The 16,373-nt window shown below is 45.2% G+C and carries 16 protein-coding genes and 1 riboswitch; of the genes, 3 read left to right on the plus strand and 13 right to left on the minus strand.

The window, feature by feature from the left end; all coding sequences use genetic code 11:
- Positions 1-176: 176 nt before the first annotated feature.
- The 4 genes from lpdA to pdhA all read right to left on the minus strand — a co-directional run bounded on the left by lpdA (position 177) and on the right by pdhA (position 5,247).
- Entirely contained in the window at positions 177-1,592 is a 1,416-nt protein-coding gene (gene lpdA / locus Q9R46_RS11615; RefSeq protein WP_145331519.1) for a dihydrolipoyl dehydrogenase, read from the minus strand.
- A 3-nt stretch (positions 1,593-1,595) separates the two neighbouring features.
- Positions 1,596-2,921: a dihydrolipoamide acetyltransferase family protein gene (locus Q9R46_RS11620; protein WP_311280156.1), complete on the minus strand. Its 1,326-nt coding sequence runs from the start codon at positions 2,919-2,921 to the stop codon at positions 1,596-1,598.
- A gap of 175 nt (positions 2,922-3,096) precedes the next feature.
- Positions 3,097-4,074, minus strand: a complete 978-nt coding sequence (locus tag Q9R46_RS11625; protein WP_090916689.1) for an alpha-ketoacid dehydrogenase subunit beta — start codon at positions 4,072-4,074, stop codon at positions 3,097-3,099.
- Positions 4,075-4,179: 105 nt separating this feature from the next.
- Positions 4,180-5,247 carry a pyruvate dehydrogenase (acetyl-transferring) E1 component subunit alpha gene (pdhA, locus tag Q9R46_RS11630; protein ID WP_311280157.1) on the minus strand — a complete coding sequence of 356 codons (1,068 nt, stop codon included), beginning with the start codon at positions 5,245-5,247 and terminating at the stop codon, positions 4,180-4,182.
- 254 nt (positions 5,248-5,501) lie between these two features.
- Here pdhA and Q9R46_RS11635 point away from each other — a divergent pair, with 254 nt between their 5' ends.
- Entirely contained in the window at positions 5,502-6,236 is a 735-nt protein-coding gene (locus Q9R46_RS11635; RefSeq protein ID WP_145331521.1) for an alpha/beta hydrolase, read from the plus strand.
- A gap of 195 nt (positions 6,237-6,431) precedes the next feature.
- Here the strand turns inward: Q9R46_RS11635 and Q9R46_RS11640 are convergent, their stop codons facing one another.
- Together Q9R46_RS11640 and Q9R46_RS11645 are read right to left on the minus strand one after the other, a co-directional pair.
- Complete coding sequence (locus Q9R46_RS11640) at positions 6,432-6,902, minus strand: low molecular weight protein-tyrosine-phosphatase (RefSeq protein ID WP_311280158.1); 471 nt, start codon at positions 6,900-6,902, stop codon at positions 6,432-6,434.
- A gap of 6 nt (positions 6,903-6,908) precedes the next feature.
- The gene (locus Q9R46_RS11645) at positions 6,909-7,604 is read right to left on the minus strand and encodes a trimeric intracellular cation channel family protein (RefSeq protein WP_090916699.1); all 696 of its coding nucleotides are present in this window, start codon (positions 7,602-7,604) and stop codon (positions 6,909-6,911) included.
- 190 nt (positions 7,605-7,794) lie between these two features.
- Between Q9R46_RS11645 and Q9R46_RS11650 the strand changes: the two genes are divergently transcribed.
- Together Q9R46_RS11650 and Q9R46_RS11655 are read left to right on the plus strand one after the other, a co-directional pair.
- The gene (locus tag Q9R46_RS11650; protein WP_311280159.1) at positions 7,795-8,436 is read left to right on the plus strand and encodes a thiamine diphosphokinase; all 642 of its coding nucleotides are present in this window, start codon (positions 7,795-7,797) and stop codon (positions 8,434-8,436) included.
- A gap of 340 nt (positions 8,437-8,776) precedes the next feature.
- Positions 8,777-9,277 (plus strand): C40 family peptidase, encoded by a 501-nt coding sequence (locus Q9R46_RS11655; RefSeq protein ID WP_311280160.1) that lies wholly within the window; start codon positions 8,777-8,779, stop codon positions 9,275-9,277.
- Positions 9,278-9,410: 133 nt separating this feature from the next.
- Here Q9R46_RS11655 and Q9R46_RS11660 read toward each other — a convergent pair whose 3' ends face one another.
- The 7 genes from Q9R46_RS11660 to Q9R46_RS11690 form a co-directional block, all read right to left on the minus strand.
- Positions 9,411-10,112: a winged helix-turn-helix domain-containing protein gene (locus Q9R46_RS11660; protein WP_311280161.1), complete on the minus strand. Its 702-nt coding sequence runs from the start codon at positions 10,110-10,112 to the stop codon at positions 9,411-9,413.
- A 145-nt stretch (positions 10,113-10,257) separates the two neighbouring features.
- Entirely contained in the window at positions 10,258-11,307 is a 1,050-nt protein-coding gene (locus tag Q9R46_RS11665; protein ID WP_311280162.1) for a ThiF family adenylyltransferase, read from the minus strand.
- Positions 11,304-12,071 (minus strand): thiazole synthase, encoded by a 768-nt coding sequence (locus Q9R46_RS11670; protein ID WP_311280163.1) that lies wholly within the window; start codon positions 12,069-12,071, stop codon positions 11,304-11,306. Before Q9R46_RS11670 ends, Q9R46_RS11665 begins: the two co-directional genes overlap by 4 nt.
- 84 nt (positions 12,072-12,155) lie before the next feature.
- A complete protein-coding gene (thiS, locus tag Q9R46_RS11675) occupies positions 12,156-12,359 on the minus strand; it encodes a sulfur carrier protein ThiS (RefSeq protein ID WP_145331528.1) in 204 nt (67 codons plus the stop codon).
- Entirely contained in the window at positions 12,356-13,606 is a 1,251-nt protein-coding gene (gene thiO, locus Q9R46_RS11680) for a glycine oxidase ThiO (protein WP_311280164.1), read from the minus strand. Before thiO ends, thiS begins: the two co-directional genes overlap by 4 nt.
- Before the next feature lie 76 nt (positions 13,607-13,682).
- Positions 13,683-14,414, minus strand: coding sequence for a thiamine phosphate synthase (locus Q9R46_RS11685; protein WP_311280165.1), 732 nt, complete (start codon positions 14,412-14,414; stop codon positions 13,683-13,685).
- Between the two features lie 247 nt (positions 14,415-14,661).
- Positions 14,662-14,771, minus strand: a riboswitch (TPP riboswitch).
- Positions 14,772-14,810: 39 nt separating this feature from the next.
- Positions 14,811-16,364, minus strand: coding sequence for an ABC-F family ATP-binding cassette domain-containing protein (locus Q9R46_RS11690; protein ID WP_123065727.1), 1,554 nt, complete (start codon positions 16,362-16,364; stop codon positions 14,811-14,813).
- Between the last annotated feature and the right edge of the window lie 9 nt (positions 16,365-16,373).

Raw genomic sequence — 16,373 nt, forward strand, 5'->3', positions numbered from 1 at the left:
TACCCAACTGGGCCACAGACTTCTAGAGGTCTGATCATTTAATTAGTTTACCATACTGAGCAGATTGGCAAAAGACTCGAAACTTGATCAAAAAAAGAGACAAGCAACGCGATTAGCGTCACTCGTCTCTTTCGAATCTACATATAATGCCGGACGAATCCGTTGCTTCGATGATCTTAACGGGAGATGATGTGGATCGGGTGACCCATTACCAATTCCGCTGCTTCCATCACGATTTCGCCCAGAGTTGGGTGAGCGTGAATAGTAAGCGCCAGATCTTCCAAAGTTGCGCCCATCTCGATTGCAAGACCAAGCTCAGCAATCAAGTTGGAAGCTTCCAAACCAACGATTTGGCAACCCAGAACAAGGCCGCTTTCTTCGTCAGCAACGATTTTTACGAAGCCTTCAGCATGGTTCAAAGATACGGCACGGCCGTTACCCGCATAAGGGAATTTACCTGCTTTTACTTTATAACCTTTTTCTTTAGCTTCTTTCTCCGTATAACCTACGCTGGAGCACTCAGGATCTGTGAACACAACAGCTGGCATACATTTGTAGTCAACTACAGATGGTTGTCCAGCGATTGCTTCCGCAGCCACTTTACCTTCATAAGAAGCTTTGTGTGCCAGAGCCAGACCAGATACGATATCACCGATTGCGAAGATGTGTGGAATGCTTGTGCGGCCTTGGTGGTCAACTTTAACGAAACCACGCTCGTCAACGTCAACACCGATCATGTCCAGACCAAGTTCTCCGTCTGTATTAGGACGACGTCCTACAGTAACGAGCAGGTAATCTGCAGTTACTTCTTTGGACTCACCATTTACAGAATATTTAACAGTTACATCTTTATCCGTTTGCTCAGCGCTTTCCGCTTTTGCACCCGTTACGATTTCAATGCCTGTTTTCTTCATGTTTTTAGCTACAAGGCTAGTCATGTCTTTATCGAAACCTGGCAATACCGTATCCAAACCTTCGATGATTGTTACTTTAGCACCGAATTTGGAGTACATTTGACCAAGCTCAGCGCCGATATAACCGCCACCGATTACGATCATGCTTTTTGGTACTTCAGGCAGGTTCAATGCTTCTGTAGAAGACAGAATGCGTCCGCCAAATGGGAAAGGTTTCAGTTCGATTGGACGGGAACCTGTTGCAATGATTGCATTTTTGAACTTGTAACGTGGTGATTCGTGATCGTTAAATACACGAGCCTCGTTTTCGTTGATGAACATGCACTCACCGTTGAAAACTTCAACTTTGTTGCCTTTGAGCAAACCAGCTACGCCGCCAGTCATTTTCTTAACAACGCCGTTTTTGAATTCTTGAGTTTTAGCAAAATCTACTTTTACGTTCTCAGCGGAGATACCGAAAGCATCGCCGTGAAGAGCGGACTCATATTGATGCGCAGCAGAGATCAGAGCTTTGGATGGGATACATCCACGGTTCAAACATACGCCGCCCAGCTCGGATTTGTCTACGATCAATACGCTTTGGCCCAGTTGTGCAGCACGGATGGCAGCTACATAGCCGCCAGGTCCTGCACCAATTACTAATGTGTCGATATTGAGAGAAGCATCGCCTACTACCATATCTTACACCTCCATAACAAGCAGCTCAGGGTTAGCGAGCAGCTGTTTAATGTAATTCATAAAGTTTTGTGCTGTTGCGCCATCGATGATACGGTGGTCGAAGCTCAAGGACAATGCCATTACAGGTGCTGCAACAACTTCGCCGTTTTTGATAACCGCTTTTTCGCTGATGCGTCCTGTACCCAAGATAGCAACTTCTGGGAAGTTGATGATTGGAGTGAAGAACATACCGCCAGCAGAACCGATGTTACTGATGGAGATTGTGCTTCCTCTCATTTCATTCGCGCTCAGTTTGCCATCGCGTCCACGAGCTGCCAGATCACGGATGGAATCAGCGATCATCCAGATGGATTTACGATCAGCATCTTTGATTACAGGAACGATCAGACCGTTATCTGTATCTGTAGCGATACCGATGTTGTAGTATTTTTTGTACACAATTTCATTTGCTTCTTCATCAATCATTGCGTTCAACGCCGGGAATTGACGGGAAGCTGCAACCAATGCTTTAACGATGAATGGCAAGTAAGTAACTTTTGTGCCTTTTTTCTCTGCAATTGGTTTCATGCGAGTACGGAATGCAACCAGTTCAGTTACGTCCACTTCGTCCATGATTGTAACGTGAGGTGCAGTGTAAGCCGATTTAACCATTGCATTGGAGATCGCTTTACGGATACCTTTGAAAGGTACGCGCTCTTCTTCAAGGCGTTGATCAGCTGCTGCAGCCGCAGGTGCTGCGGATTTTTTCTCTTCTTGAGCCGGAGCGTCGGAAGAAGTTGCCGTTGCAGAAGAACCGCCACCGTTTTTGAAGGATTCCACATCTTCTTTGGTTACTTTACCGTTGTTGCCAGTACCGTTAACCTGAGCGATGTCTACACCTTGCTCACGAGCAAATTTGCGAACGCTTGGCGTAGCCAAAACGTCTTTTGCAGGAACTGCAGGAACGCTGTTGTTGCCGCCTTCTTGAGCTGCATTGGAGCTTGAAGCTGCTGCAGAAGAGCCGCTAGTGTCAGCTCCACCTTGTGCTGCGTCTTTCTCTTGTGCACCTTGGTCTTCAGCAGGAGCGTCGTCTTGCTCAGGCAGTTCGCCTTCTGCGTCGATAACCGCTACAACTTCACCAACGTGGCAGATTTGACCGTCTTTGGCGAAAACTTCAGTTACTGTTCCGTTTACCGGACAAGGAACTTCAACAACCGCTTTGTCGTTCTGTACTTCCATGATGATATCGTCGTCAGTTACTTTGTCCCCGACTTTGATGTGCATCTTGATGATTTCGCCTTCGTGAAGGCCTTCGCCCAGTTCAGGGAATTTATATTCAAATTTAGCCAACTGAAAAACCTCCTTGATTATTTGCTCCATCCTGAAAACAACCCTTAGCTCCAAAAACCAACTGTTACTGCGAGTGCAAATAACTGTCAATCAAGGGGCTAATGGCTGTTTACAGTGCAGCTGTGCTGCGATGTGAATCACCATACTGCGCCTTGCGGCATGTCAGATGATCGAATTAGAAGTTCATGACTTTGTTAACCGCAGCAACGATACGCGCCGGGTTAGGCAACCATGTATCTTCGATTTGTGCAAAAGGATATACTGTATCCGGGCCAGCTACACGCAGAACCGGTGCTTCCAAGTGCAGGATTGCTTTTTCATTGATTTGCGCAATGACTTCAGCTGCAACACCTGCGCTCTTTTGAGCTTCTTGTACAACAATGGCACGGTTTGTTTTCTTAACGGAAGCAACAACTGTATCGATGTCGATCGGGCTGATCGTACGAAGGTCGATAACTTCAACTTTGATACCTTGTTTTTCAAGCTCTTCTGCAGCTTTTACAGAAGTATGAACCATCATACCGTAAGTAACGATGGTAACATCGGAACCTTCACGAACAACGTTCGCTTTACCCAATTCAACAACATAATCTTCTTCAGGTACTTCTGCACGGAAAGCGTGGTACAGGTTCAAGTGCTCCATGAAGAATACTGGATCGTTGTCACGGATGGAAGCGATCATCAGACCTTTCGCATCGTAAGGGTTAGAAGGAACTACCACTTTAATACCCGGAGTTTGCGTGAGCAAACCTTCCAGAGAATCTGTGTGCAATTCTGCCGCTTTTACGCCGCCACCAAATGGTGTACGGAATACGATCGGAGAATTGTATTTACCGCCGGAGCGGAAACGCATACGAGCAGCTTGAACTACCATTTGGTCAAGGGCTTCGAAGATAAAACCTACGAATTGAATCTCAGCTACCGGGCGGAAGCCTTGAATACCCAAACCTACAGCCAAACCGCCGATTGCGGACTCAGCCAGTGGTGTATCAAATACACGCTCTTCGCCAAACTCTTTTTGCAAGCCTTCCGTTACACGGAAAACGCCGCCTACATTACCAACGTCTTCACCGAAAAGCAGAACGTTAGGATCACGTTTCAACTCTACGCGAAGCGCATCACGAATTGCTTCTTTCATGTTCAATTGTGCCATTTGCTTCATTTCCTCCTTAAACATTGACAGTTCACATTTGAATTCATACATGTATACCGAGACACCAATGCTGGCGCCGGATGTTTATGCTTTATCGGAAAAAACTTATTGGAAATCAGCTTTTTGCTCTTCCAAGTGCTTAGGCGTTTGTTCGAACATGCTGTCGATCAAGCCTGAAATCGTCATTTTCTCGGTTTTTTCCGCTTTTTTGATCTCTTCGTTCACTTTTGCTTTTGCTTCTTCTTTCACACGTGCTGTATCTTCTTCAGTCCACAGACCTTTTTTCTCCAGATATTTAGCAAAACGTGCGATTGGATCTTTTTCGCTCCACTCAGCCTCTTCTTCTTTCGTACGATACTTGGAAGCATCATCGGAAAGGGAGTGTGGACGGAAACGATAAGTTACCGCTTCGATCAAAGTAGCGCCTTCTCCGTTACGTCCGCGTTCAGCAGCTTCCTGAACCGCTTTGATAACAGCGAAAATGTCCATACCGTCAACTTTAACACCTTTGATCCCTGCTGCTACCGCTTTGTGAGCGATGGACAGAGCTGCCGTTTGTTTAGCAAAAGGAGTAGTGATGGCATAACCATTGTTTTGTACAAAGAAGATCACTGGCAGTTTGTATACACCAGCGTAGTTCAGACCTTCATAGAAGTCACCTTCGGAAGATCCGCCATCACCTGTGTACGTGATAACTACTTGTTTTTGTTTCTTCAATTTGTAACCCATAGCAATACCCATTGCGTGCAGAATTTGAGCACCAATGATGATTTGCGGCATCAATACGTTAACGCCATCTGGAATTTGTCCACCATGCTGGTGTCCACGGGAGTACAAGAATGCTTGATAAAGAGGAAGTCCGTGCCACACGAGTTGCGGAATGTCGCGATAGCCTGGAGCAACAAAGTCTTCTTTTTCAAGGGCAAACTCACTACCTACCATTGTAGCTTCTTGACCAGATACTGGAGCATAGAAACCAAGACGACCTTGACGGCCGAGGTTTACTGCACGGTCATCCCAAGTACGGGTAAATACCATGCGATACATAATTTCTTTTAATTGATCGTCGGAAAGCTTAGGCATCATGTCTTTGTTAACAATTTCGCCGTCAGGAGACAGCACGGACAGAGCTTCTACATCCTCCGTGTATACTTCATAAGGAACCTTGCTCATTTTTTTCTTCACCTCAACAAAAAATTTGAATATCAAGTTCCGCTGTTATATTATTATTATACACCTGTTTCACTGCATACGTCAAAGAAATCCGTAATATTTTTATGTTTCCTTTTGGATTGTATGTATAACAGGGGTTTAATATTGGTATAACAGCATAATACATGATTGCGTGTTTGACCCATCCCCGCACCAGGTTAATCTTACCGTATTGCGCGGGTGAATGCAAAAATAACCCGGAAAGGTGACGTTTTATGACGGATTCCCGCTATTTGAAACGTACAATTGTTAAGGAAGAGATTGAAAGCCGTTATCTCGGCGAGAAACGAACCTTGCGTATTTATCTTCCCCCAGGCTATAACGAACTGCTTAGCTACCCTGTCGTATATTGTCAGGATGGCGAAGAGTTTTTCAACTTTGGCCGAATCGCTACCACAGCTAACCGCATCATTTTGGATGAAGGCGCCGAACCTTTCATTATTGTAGGGGTTCAAGTGGACGTTTCTGTAAGGACGCAGGAGTACGCTCCCTTTGGCAGTCGGTTTGAAGCTTATACGAAGTGCTTTGCAGAAGAGATTATTCCCTATGTAGAAGAGAAATATCCTGTAAGACGCTCTCCGCAGGAACGTGTTCTTGCTGGTGATTCATTGGGAGGCAGTGTTTCATTGCATCTTGCACTGAAATATCCTGAGCTGTTCACCCGCGTCATCAGCATGTCTGGTGCCTTCTACTCTGCTTCTCAGGAAATCTATGCTGCAGCCGAAGACTTGTCCTGGTTGTCGATCTGGATGATTGTAGGTTTGCAGGAAACGGCCTTTGAAGCCGATACCGGAACGTATGATTTTGTACAGCTGAACCGGGATACGCGTGATCTGCTGGAGAAACGTGGTGCTCTCGTCTCCTATCAGGAAAAAGACGGGAATCACCAATGGGGCTTCTGGCAAAAGGAACTGCCTGATGCCTTGCTTTACTTTTTGCAAGAAGGTTAGTAGAAAATAGTTTAGTTGAACAGGCGGCTGCATAGCCGCTTTTCTTTTTTAATTTTTTGGACAATACGTTGTTACCGCTTACATTCATGCCCTGAAAAAGAAGCAGGAGTTCAACATGTTCCGTTCCTGCTACTTTGCCATTTCACCAATCATAACGTGTTGCTCAAATCTGGCTTGTGTTTTATCTGATCAGGCTCAGGTTAAAGAATGATCTTCTTCTATTCTGTTCAGCAAGACATCACAACCTGCATTCACCAGCTCGTACACTTCTTCAAAGTTCCCTGTGTAATACGGATCAGGTACTTCTCTTAGCTTTTCGTTCGGTAGCAAATCCATGAACTTGATAATCTCCGCCTCTTCTCCTCCTGGCAGGCTACGTACATTCTCTGCATTAGAATTATCCATACATATAATGTAATCAAATTCAGTGAAGTCTGCACTCACGAATTGTCTTGCCGTCATGTTGGCATAAGAGATTTGATAACCGTCAAGCAACTTACGGGTACCCTCATGCGGAGGTTTGCCAACATGCCAGTTGCCTGTACCAGCCGAATCAATCCGGATCTGTTCGCCACGCCCCTTCTCCATCACCTTGTGGCGCATCACTGCTTCCGCCATAGGAGATCTGCAAATGTTACCGAGACATACAAAAACAACGTTAATCATAATAAGTTACTCCCCCTTGCTCAAAGTCCCTTGAATTACGGATGGTGCATGTTGCGGAATAAGTTTCTCCGGCTTCAAAACAACGGTTTCGTTAGGCGTCAACGAGCGGCGCGGCAGCTTCCATTTGTAGTGCACAGAACACATCCGGAAAAAGACGACTGTTGCAAAACAGATGAGCAAACCAATGTTTGTTGTAAACCAGCCCATTCCGATGGCAAATCCCGCTGCCATTGCCCATACCGCATAGATCTCATCACGAAGAACAAGTGGTTTACGCCCGGCAAGAAGATCACGAATGATACCTCCGCCAATACCCGTCAGTACAGCTGCAACGATAACGGCACTGATGGGATGACCCATATTAGCCGCATACAATCCGCCCTGAATTGCAAAGGCAGCCAGTCCAATTGCATCAAACAAAGCTTCCGTCCTTTTCCAGTGGCTGATCCACTTCAAAGGCAACACAAAAGCAACAGCTACAGAAACCAGCGCAAGCATGATTAACGAGCCCTGACTCCATAATGTTGTTACAGGCACACCAATAAGCACATTCCGGATTACTCCGCCTCCGAATGCTGTCACGAGCCCAAGTACCAATACACCCAAAATATCATATTCCTCTTCCATAGCTACAAATGCACCAGACATTGCAAATGCGATCGTACCGATAATGCTGAATACTTCAAAAATGTGTAAGTCCAACCTGTTCAAACCTCACTTTTCAAGTCATCTCCATGTCGCTCTCCCCATTGTATCCGCGAGTAAGGAAATTGTGCAACCACATTTTGTCGATTATACTGGTTTGGTGTATAGTTTTATAGCTTAGCGCAGGATTAGCTTCAATTAGAAAATCAAATAGTTTCCCTCTATAAATAAGGAAGGATGAAATAGAATGGACTATAAACGGATTGTCATCTTCACAGGTGGTCAACTCACGCAGGAATTCCTTCAGGAAATTCAGCCCGATGACGTTATTATTGCGGCAGACCGTGGTGCTTTGTATTTAATTGAGCATGGCATCAAACCACACATCGCAGTGGGCGACTTCGATTCTATAACTGAAGAAGAACGAGAGATCGTAAACAGTAACAGTGTAGAATTCATTGCTTGTGATCCGATCCATAAAGATCTGACAGATACCGAAATGGCATTTGAAACAGCTCTGGATCATGAACCTACTCATATTCTCATCTTTGGCGCAACGGGCACACGAATGGATCACACCCTCGCCAATGTTCATATCATGGTTCGTGCTATGCAACATCATATCTCTTGTGCGCTTCAGGATGAGCACAATTATATGACGTTAACCACTTCAAGTGCTGTTGTCGAACAACGCGGTTTTACCTATGTCTCTTTGCTTCCATTAACACATGAGGTCACAGGGATATGCCTGGAAGGATTCATGTACCCTTTGGATCACGCTACTATACGTATGGGACAATCCTTAGGGATTAGTAACAAGCTACTGGACAATTCAGGCACAGTAACGATTGATAGCGGCCTGTTGCTCATTATTCAAAGCAAAGACTGAACACTAAAATACGAATATAGCAAGGAATTCTAAAGATTTACGAAGGTCGAATCCTACAGCTCCATGTTCAATTATTACGTTTTTGTAACCTATTATTTTGTGTTCTGAATCAATTAAAATGAAGAAATCCCCTTGATAATCAAGGGGATTTTTGTTTTATAGCTATTTCTGGATTCGTCAATGATTAATTTTTTGACATTTTTAATCGTATTTTAATAATCACATCTAAAGTACTGTCCTATCAGCTTTTTTGCTTATGTATCCAATTTCTAGGGTGTTACAAACCTGTTATACTCGCTCTAGCAACTTAACGAAAACGAATTTTGGAGGTACTAACTACATGAAAACAAACTTCTTCATCCAAAAGGCCGTAACCGTCGGGTTGTGCGCTACACTAGGTTTTGGAGCTGTATTAATGACAAATGCACCTGTTGCACAAGCTGCAACGGCATCCGTATCAACAGGACAGCAAATTGTAAACTATGGTAAAAAATTCACTGGAACTCCATATAAATTTGGTGCTTCAACAACGACAACCAGATACTTTGACTGTTCTTCTTTTATGAAGTACATTTTCAAAAAATATGGTGTAGATCTTCCGCGCACTTCCGCACAGCAATCCAAAGAAGGTAAATTCGTCTCTAAATCCAATCTTCGTGTTGGTGACATGGTATTCTTCTCGAGCGGCAGCCGCTCTACGGGTTCTAACATTACTCACGTTGGTGTTTATGCTGGAGACGGCAAAATTCTTCACACGTACGGCTCTCCAGGCGTAACCCTGTCTGATCTGAACTCCGGTACGTGGAAAAGAACGTACATTACAGCTCGTCGCGTCCTTTAGTCCATCTGGCTCTATAAAATCTAAACTGACGACCGGATCAATGGATCCGGTTTTTTCTTTTCATATCATCCTATCTTTTAAATACCCGGATTAATCCTTGTTTCAAACTGGAGAATGGTGGAATATTCAAAATTCAGCTATCCACCAACATATAACCTATCCCTCGAACCGTCTGGATTAACTTTACTTCTCTGCCTTTATCCACTTTCACCCGTAGATGTTTAATGTAAACATCAACAACGTTTGTATCCATGGCAAACTCATACCCCCACACCTCGCGTAAAATATCTCCCCGTGTGCACGCTTCATTTAAATGCAAAGCTAAAAACTCCAATAATTCATATTCTTTCGGAGTCAGGTTTAGATATTGTCCTCCACGGCTCACTCTTCGCGAGCGCAGATTAAGTCTGAGGTCTTGAACTATAATGATTTCCTCGCCTTCATGAGAAGCACTTGCAAACAACCGAAGCAGGCTACGAATTCTCGCAAGCATAACCTTCCAATGAACAGGCTCTTCCATGACATCATTCGCTCCAAAATCAAGCCAATCAATGACCCGCTGCGGCGAAACTTCGGGAATAATTACGATTAGAGGCGTGGATACACTCGGATTCATCCAGCGCTTCAATGCAATTTTATCCTGTTCACTGTGATGCATATCCTCAGACTCTCGATCCACTAAAATAATCAGATGCGGACGAAAAGCCTTAAAGTCCACTAAGTCGTTCAATTCATACCATTCTACATGCTTTACCTCATAACCCTCGTCTTGCATAACATGCTCTATATGTCGCACTAATTCCCCAGTACCCACTACTAAGATCGCTGTTTTCATCATTTCTCACCCGGCCCGTCTGGTTTCCGTTGCTACTTGGCATGGATTGTACCGTTAGGATGCCATAAAAAGAAAAAGTCCATCCCCACGGGGAACAGACTTTGTCAATGAATGTGTTTTAATATTTCATATGATTGACTGAGGTTTAGCCGAAATACCGATGAACCAACGTACGTGCCTCCGACGTATCTTTTGTGCCATGAACAAGCACACGCCCATCCTGAAAAATGACCAACCGATGTTGACCTGTTGTGAATGACACCAGAAAAGGATTCAATTCCACTTTTCCTTCACCAAGACGTTCTAATCGATCTGCTGTCTGCGGAAGGTCCAGTTGTATGCGGCGCGCAGGACGAATCTGAACAGTATCCCGACCACATAACACATCGGTTTTCTCCAGATTGGATGTGGAAAGAAACGGGTAGGTAGCTACCGGGCTACATGATGCACATTCTTGCTTTTTGGCCCCATCCACATTAATGGATATGTACTCGTTCCTCCACACATCAAATGACAGCAATTTACGCCGAAGAGCAGCTGTGTTACCACTTAGCAACTTCATCGCTTCCGCTGTCTGATTGGCCGTCACCATTTGCACCGCTTGAGGAATGATGCCCGACGTATCACAAGTATCCCCACCAAGTGGTACTTCTCCTAAGAGGCAGTTTAAACAAGGTGTTTCCCCAGGCAAAAACGTATACGTAATGCCGTAGCTACCCACACATCCTCCGTAGATCCAAGGTATATTGTGTTTCTGTGCCATATCATTGATCAGCAACCTTGTATCAAAATTATCCGTTGCATCCATGATTAAATCGGCATGCTCAACTAGCTCTTCAAGTTCATCCACGCGCACATCCATTACTTTGGCTTCGATGCGAACGGTTGAATTGATTGCTGTTAAACGTTTGACAGCCGCCATCGCTTTGGGCATGCGCTCAATCGCATCCTGCTCAACATAAAGTTGTTGCCGCTGGAGATTACTCCATTCCACATAGTCCCGGTCTACAATGGTAATTTGCCCGACACCGGAACGCACTAACGTTTCTGCAATACCTGTTCCAAGTGCGCCGGCTCCGATTATTAAAACGTTGCTGTCTTGTAACTTCGCCTGACCCTCTTTGCCGAGCGGAGCATATCGTTCCTGTCTGGAATAACGATCGCTCTGCTCCGCATGATGTAACTGATCTGTCATATATGAACCATTCCTTCCGCCGGACTGCTTGCTGCTGCATAACGTTTCACCGGAATCATGCCTGCCGTATACGCCAGTCTGCCCGCTTCGACCCCGAGCCGCATCGCTTTTGCCATGACAACCGGATCGTCTGATCCAGATACGGCTGTGTTAAGCAATACACCATCCGCCCCGAGTTCCATGGCATAAGCGGCATCTTTTGGGGAACGTAACCCTGCATCTACAATAACAGGCACTGCCGCTTGCTCTATGATGATTTCGAGATTATAAGGGTTAATAAGCCCTCTACCTGCTCCAATTGGTGAAGCTCCAGGCATGACTGCATGTACACCAAGCAATTGAAGGCGTTTAGCTAAAATAACGTCGTCGGAAATGTAAGGCAACACGGTGAATCCTTTTTCGAGCAAAATGCTACAAGCCTTGTACGTTTCAAGCGGATCAGGCAGTAACGTTACTCCGTCTCCGATGACTTCGACTTTTATCATATCACAAAGCCCCGAAGCTCGGGCAAGCTCAGCAATCCTTACAGCTTCTTCCGCAGTCGAAGCACCCGCCGTATTGGGTAGCAATGTGTATTTGCCCAGATCCAGCGTATCCAGAAAATGTTGCTTGCCCGTATCCTCCAGATTCAGACGACGTACAGCAAAGGTCAGCACTTCAGTACCTGAAGCTTCCACGGCCTGACTCTGTACTTCCATATCGCTGAATTTGCCTGTTCCAAGCAACAACCTTGACTCAAACGAGTATTTACCAATCGTTAACATCTTCTAACCTCCTAGGTTTTAACAACTTCCCAATACCAACTACCAGATCAACAAGATTCGACTCTCGCCTGTGAAACCCTTTACTCAGCCCCCTCCGACAAAATGAACAATCTCAATCCGATCTCCTTCTCTTAGCGTGGTTGTTCCATGATGATCTTTGGTCAAAATATTGCGATTCAACTCAACTACCACGGTTTTCACTTGTAAGTTGAACGATTGCAGTAATTTGTCGACACGATTTAACCCATCGTCAACCTCCATCTTTTGGCCGTTCACAATGATGTTCACAGCATAACCTCCCTTCTGTTCATTCGATCCGGCGATAACGCCTCAATCCCAATCTCTTCAGCACTCTTGCCCTCCAGCATATCTGCGATCCAGCGACCTGTTATTGCACTAAGCAATATTCCATTACGAAAATGTCCATACGCTGTGTATAAGCCAGATATTTGCTCGTATTTCCCTATATACGGAAGCCCATCAGGGGTAGAAGGTCTTATACCTGCCCATGCACGCACAAAGTCCGCCTCTTTGATTCCCGGTACCCAATAACTTGCCGCTCCAAGTAATCGTTGCACACTATTCGCCGATACGCTGTGATCTTTTCTTCCTGGCAAACTGGTTGCGCCAATCCACACCTCTCCGTTGGCTTTCGGAACAATATAGACATCTTCTGCATATACAGTGCGATCGGGTCTACCACCAGCCTGATCTGTAGGGAACCGAACGGCCAACATTTCACCTTTCACCGGACTTGAAGGCAAAGTGCCCCCCACTTGATGCATGAGTTGCTCCCCTTGTAAACCAGCAGCTATGATGATATGTCTGCAACACACCTCTCCCCTAGCCGTTCTAATACCTTGAACACCATGCTTATCTACGATCAGCCGAACATCTTGAACTCCTTCCAAAATGCGCGCACCCATCATTTCAGCCGATCTCGCATAAGCTCTTGTCAATGAAACGGGCAACACTTCGCTCTCCAATGATCGGTAATAAGCGCCGTACGTATCCCGATTCAACCATAACGCTTCTCGTTGCACCGTGCTTCGATCCCACCAAAGTTGCTGCATTCCCGAAGTGGTATTTCGTCTATCCTTGTATTTACTTAGATCACCGTATGAACGAAACGGTGTGATAAATCCGTTGCGCCGTAAGCCAAGATCCATACCTGTTAAAGCGGATATTTGCTCTTTGTGCTTATGCAACAATTCCCTGCTTTCATGTGCGGCTTTTGCCATGAGTGGATGAGCAAAATCCTCACTGTCTGCTGCCAGCATGCCGGCAGCCGCACAGGAAGCTCCGCTAGCAATTTCCGACTGCTCAACAAGCAGTACTTCCCGACCTCTGGATGCCAGTTCAAAAGCAATCGCACAGCCTATGACTCCACCGCCTACAATGATTGTTTCTGCATGACAGGTTTCTTGTGTCTTGGATAAATCCGAATTTTCAGATAGAGCCAGCAGCTCAAACTTATTTTGATCATACGATGAACGTATCACTTCCTCGGGTTGACTCGGTTTGCTCTGCACCATTTTGTCATCTCCTTGTTTGAACAACATTCACATTTTCTCGGGTTGGCATCATTTACGGCTCTTGACCGGGAAACATTCACTTCACCGCGTCCACGGCCTGTTTAAGAAGCGCAGCAGCATAAGCAGGGTTTGCATGTTTTAACACACTTGAGATCACAGCTGCACCCCTGGCTCCCGCAGACCTGACAGCCTGAATGTTACCCGGATGAATCCCCCCTATTGCAATAACAGGCACCTTTACACTGGAGCACACTTCCGACAATGCATCTAATCCCCTCGCTACAGAATCAGGTTTACTTGCACTTGCGTACACATGCCCGAAAAAAAGGTAATCCGCGCCATACTCTTCGGCAATTCTCGCTTCATGCAACGAATGCACCGATATCCCCAACCTGAGCCGTGGATCACGCTTGTTCTCCGGCGTTACCATTACTTTTGCCCTTTCCAGCATAATTTGGCTCCAATGTACCCCTTGATAAAAACAACCTGACGAATATATGTTCGCACCGTTGATTACAATGCGGGAAGCCGGAACACCCGCTTCTGCCATCAATTTGGCCCAGTTAAAACATTCCTGTTGCGAAAGTTGCTTTTCCCGGATATGGATGTAATGCACATAAGGCCAAATATCTTTGGCTGCTTTCAACATGGCTGACTGTTCCGCTTTATTCGTAGATATCACATGTAACTCAAAAAAGTCTTGCTCTTGTCCACACGTTGGTACAGATTTATCTGTCCGCTGGTGCCACTGGTTTGTTGAAGTTTTACCTAATTCATGAGCTTCATAATCAAACATCAAGGTATGCAACCTCGTTTTCGCTCCTTTCATCTACAGGCTTGGAGGAGTTGTAATGACAAATATAAATCAAAAAAGCCACTCCCGTAGGGGAGCGGCTGCGTATAAACAATGGTTCAGTTTAAACACAAGCGTGTGACAAATACCTCTTAAGCAGTTTGATAGTCAAATCGATAACTGTTTATTCGATATTGAAACGCTTGGCATCACGATGTAAAAAGATCCTGTTCTTACGTTAAGAATCATTTACTATCGTTTTCGCTGAAACGCGCCACTTCCCTACGCTGGTATGATCCAGATCAGGTGCAAAGGGTCCGGAATCGTATTTTTCCATCTCAGCCGCATCGTGCGGCCCCCCTAGTGTTCATATGAAGTTGTAGCCTATATTACCACAACCGGTTTTTTTTGTCATCGTGCTTTTTCGGACCACTCTTCTACATTCCACGTTTTAGTGACCCAGCCTTCATAAAAATCCGGTTCGTGCGATACAAGTAAAACAGTTCCCTTATATTCTTTCAACGCACGCTGCAGTTCAGCTTTTGCCGTGACATCCAGATGGTTCGTCGGCTCATCAAACAAGACCCAGTTGCTTTCACGCATCAACAGTTTGCACAATCGGACTTTGGCTTGCTCCCCACCGCTAAGCATGTTAAGTGGACGCGTAATATGCTCATTTTTGAGCCCGCAACGTGCAAGATGTCCTCGTACCTCGTTCTGTGTTAGATGTGAAAACTCGTTCCATACATCATCGATCGGTGTAATATTTCCGGCTCGCACTTCCTGTTCAAAGTATGCCGTCTCCAAATAATCTCCAAGAAACGTTTTTCCGCTAATTGGCGCTATTTTACCCAGGATCGTTTTGAGCAGTGTCGATTTACCTACACCGTTACATCCCACAATCGCGATCTTTTCTCCACGTTCGATCGTCATGGTCATCTTAGGTAGTAATGGATACGTATAACCGATCTCAAAATCAATACCTTCAAAAACGGTTTTGCTACTTGCGCGGGCATCCTTGAACTTAAATGTTGGTTTTGCTGCTTCGTCTGGTCGATCGATTCGCTCGACCTTTCCAAGTTGTTTTTCCCGGCTTTTCGCCCGGCCAGAGGTCGAAGCTCGAGCTTTGTTGCGTTGAATGAAATCTTCCTGTTTTTTGATGTATTCCTGTTGCTTCTCGTAGGCATCGATATGCTGTGCTTTCTGCATATCTGCCATTTCAAGAAATTTCTCATAGTTGGCCGCATAACGCGTCAATTTTGCAAATTCCAGATGATAAATGACATTAACCACTTCATTCATAAACTCTGTATCATGGGAAATCAATAGAAAAGCATAGGGGTAGTCTTTCAAATATCTAGTTAGCCACTCAATATGCTCTACATCCAGATAGTTAGTCGGCTCATCCAACAAAAGGGCAGTGGGTTTCTCCAGCAACAATTTTGCAAGCAGGACTTTCGTACGTTGTCCACCACTGAGAGCCGCAACATCTCGATCAAGGCCAATTGCATTTAATCCCAAACCGTTTGCCATTTCTTCCACTTTCACATCAATCAGATAAAAATCGCCCTGTTCAAGCTGTTCCTGAATATCGCCCATTTCTTCAAGCAACTGCTCAAGTTTGTCTGGATCGGCATCAGCCATCTGATCCGTAATGGCCATCATTTGCTTCTCCAGTTCCAGGAGCGGCAAAAAAGCATCTTTAAGCACATCACGAATGGTCTTGCCTGGTGTTAACTTCGTATGTTGATCCAAATAGCCATATCGAACTTTGGGCGTCCATTCCACTTTACCGCTATCCTTAAGCAATTTTCCGGTGAGAATATTCATTAGGGTTGATTTTCCGGCACCATTAGCCCCAACCAGACCCACTCGTTCTCCAGCAAGCAGACGAAACGAAACATTTTTAAATAACGTACGGTCTCCAAAATTGTGACTGACGTTCTCTACTGACAATAAACTCATAAGATGAGA

It is taken from the genome of Paenibacillus sp. RRE4, from assembly GCF_031844205.1.
Taxonomy (GTDB): Bacteria; Bacillota; Bacilli; order Paenibacillales; family Paenibacillaceae; genus Paenibacillus; species Paenibacillus xylanexedens_B.

Coding starts and splice junctions, on each gene's coding strand:
- thiO (WP_311280164.1), bottom strand. CDS start 13,606: ATGGTGCAGAGCAAACCGAGTCAACCCGAGGAAGTGATACGTTCATCG.
- Q9R46_RS11640 (WP_311280158.1), bottom strand. CDS start 6,902: ATGATTAACGTTGTTTTTGTATGTCTCGGTAACATTTGCAGATCTCCT.
- Q9R46_RS11625 (WP_090916689.1), bottom strand. CDS start 4,074: ATGGCACAATTGAACATGAAAGAAGCAATTCGTGATGCGCTTCGCGTA.
- Q9R46_RS11660 (WP_311280161.1), bottom strand. CDS start 10,112: ATGAAAACAGCGATCTTAGTAGTGGGTACTGGGGAATTAGTGCGACAT.
- Q9R46_RS11650 (WP_311280159.1), top strand. CDS start 7,795: ATGGACTATAAACGGATTGTCATCTTCACAGGTGGTCAACTCACGCAG.
- lpdA (WP_145331519.1), bottom strand. CDS start 1,592: ATGGTAGTAGGCGATGCTTCTCTCAATATCGACACATTAGTAATTGGT.
- Q9R46_RS11635 (WP_145331521.1), top strand. CDS start 5,502: ATGACGGATTCCCGCTATTTGAAACGTACAATTGTTAAGGAAGAGATT.
- Q9R46_RS11690 (WP_123065727.1), bottom strand. CDS start 16,364: ATGAGTTTATTGTCAGTAGAGAACGTCAGTCACAATTTTGGAGACCGT.
- pdhA (WP_311280157.1), bottom strand. CDS start 5,247: ATGAGCAAGGTTCCTTATGAAGTATACACGGAGGATGTAGAAGCTCTG.
- Q9R46_RS11665 (WP_311280162.1), bottom strand. CDS start 11,307: ATGACAGATCAGTTACATCATGCGGAGCAGAGCGATCGTTATTCCAGA.
- Q9R46_RS11655 (WP_311280160.1), top strand. CDS start 8,777: ATGAAAACAAACTTCTTCATCCAAAAGGCCGTAACCGTCGGGTTGTGC.
- Q9R46_RS11670 (WP_311280163.1), bottom strand. CDS start 12,071: ATGTTAACGATTGGTAAATACTCGTTTGAGTCAAGGTTGTTGCTTGGA.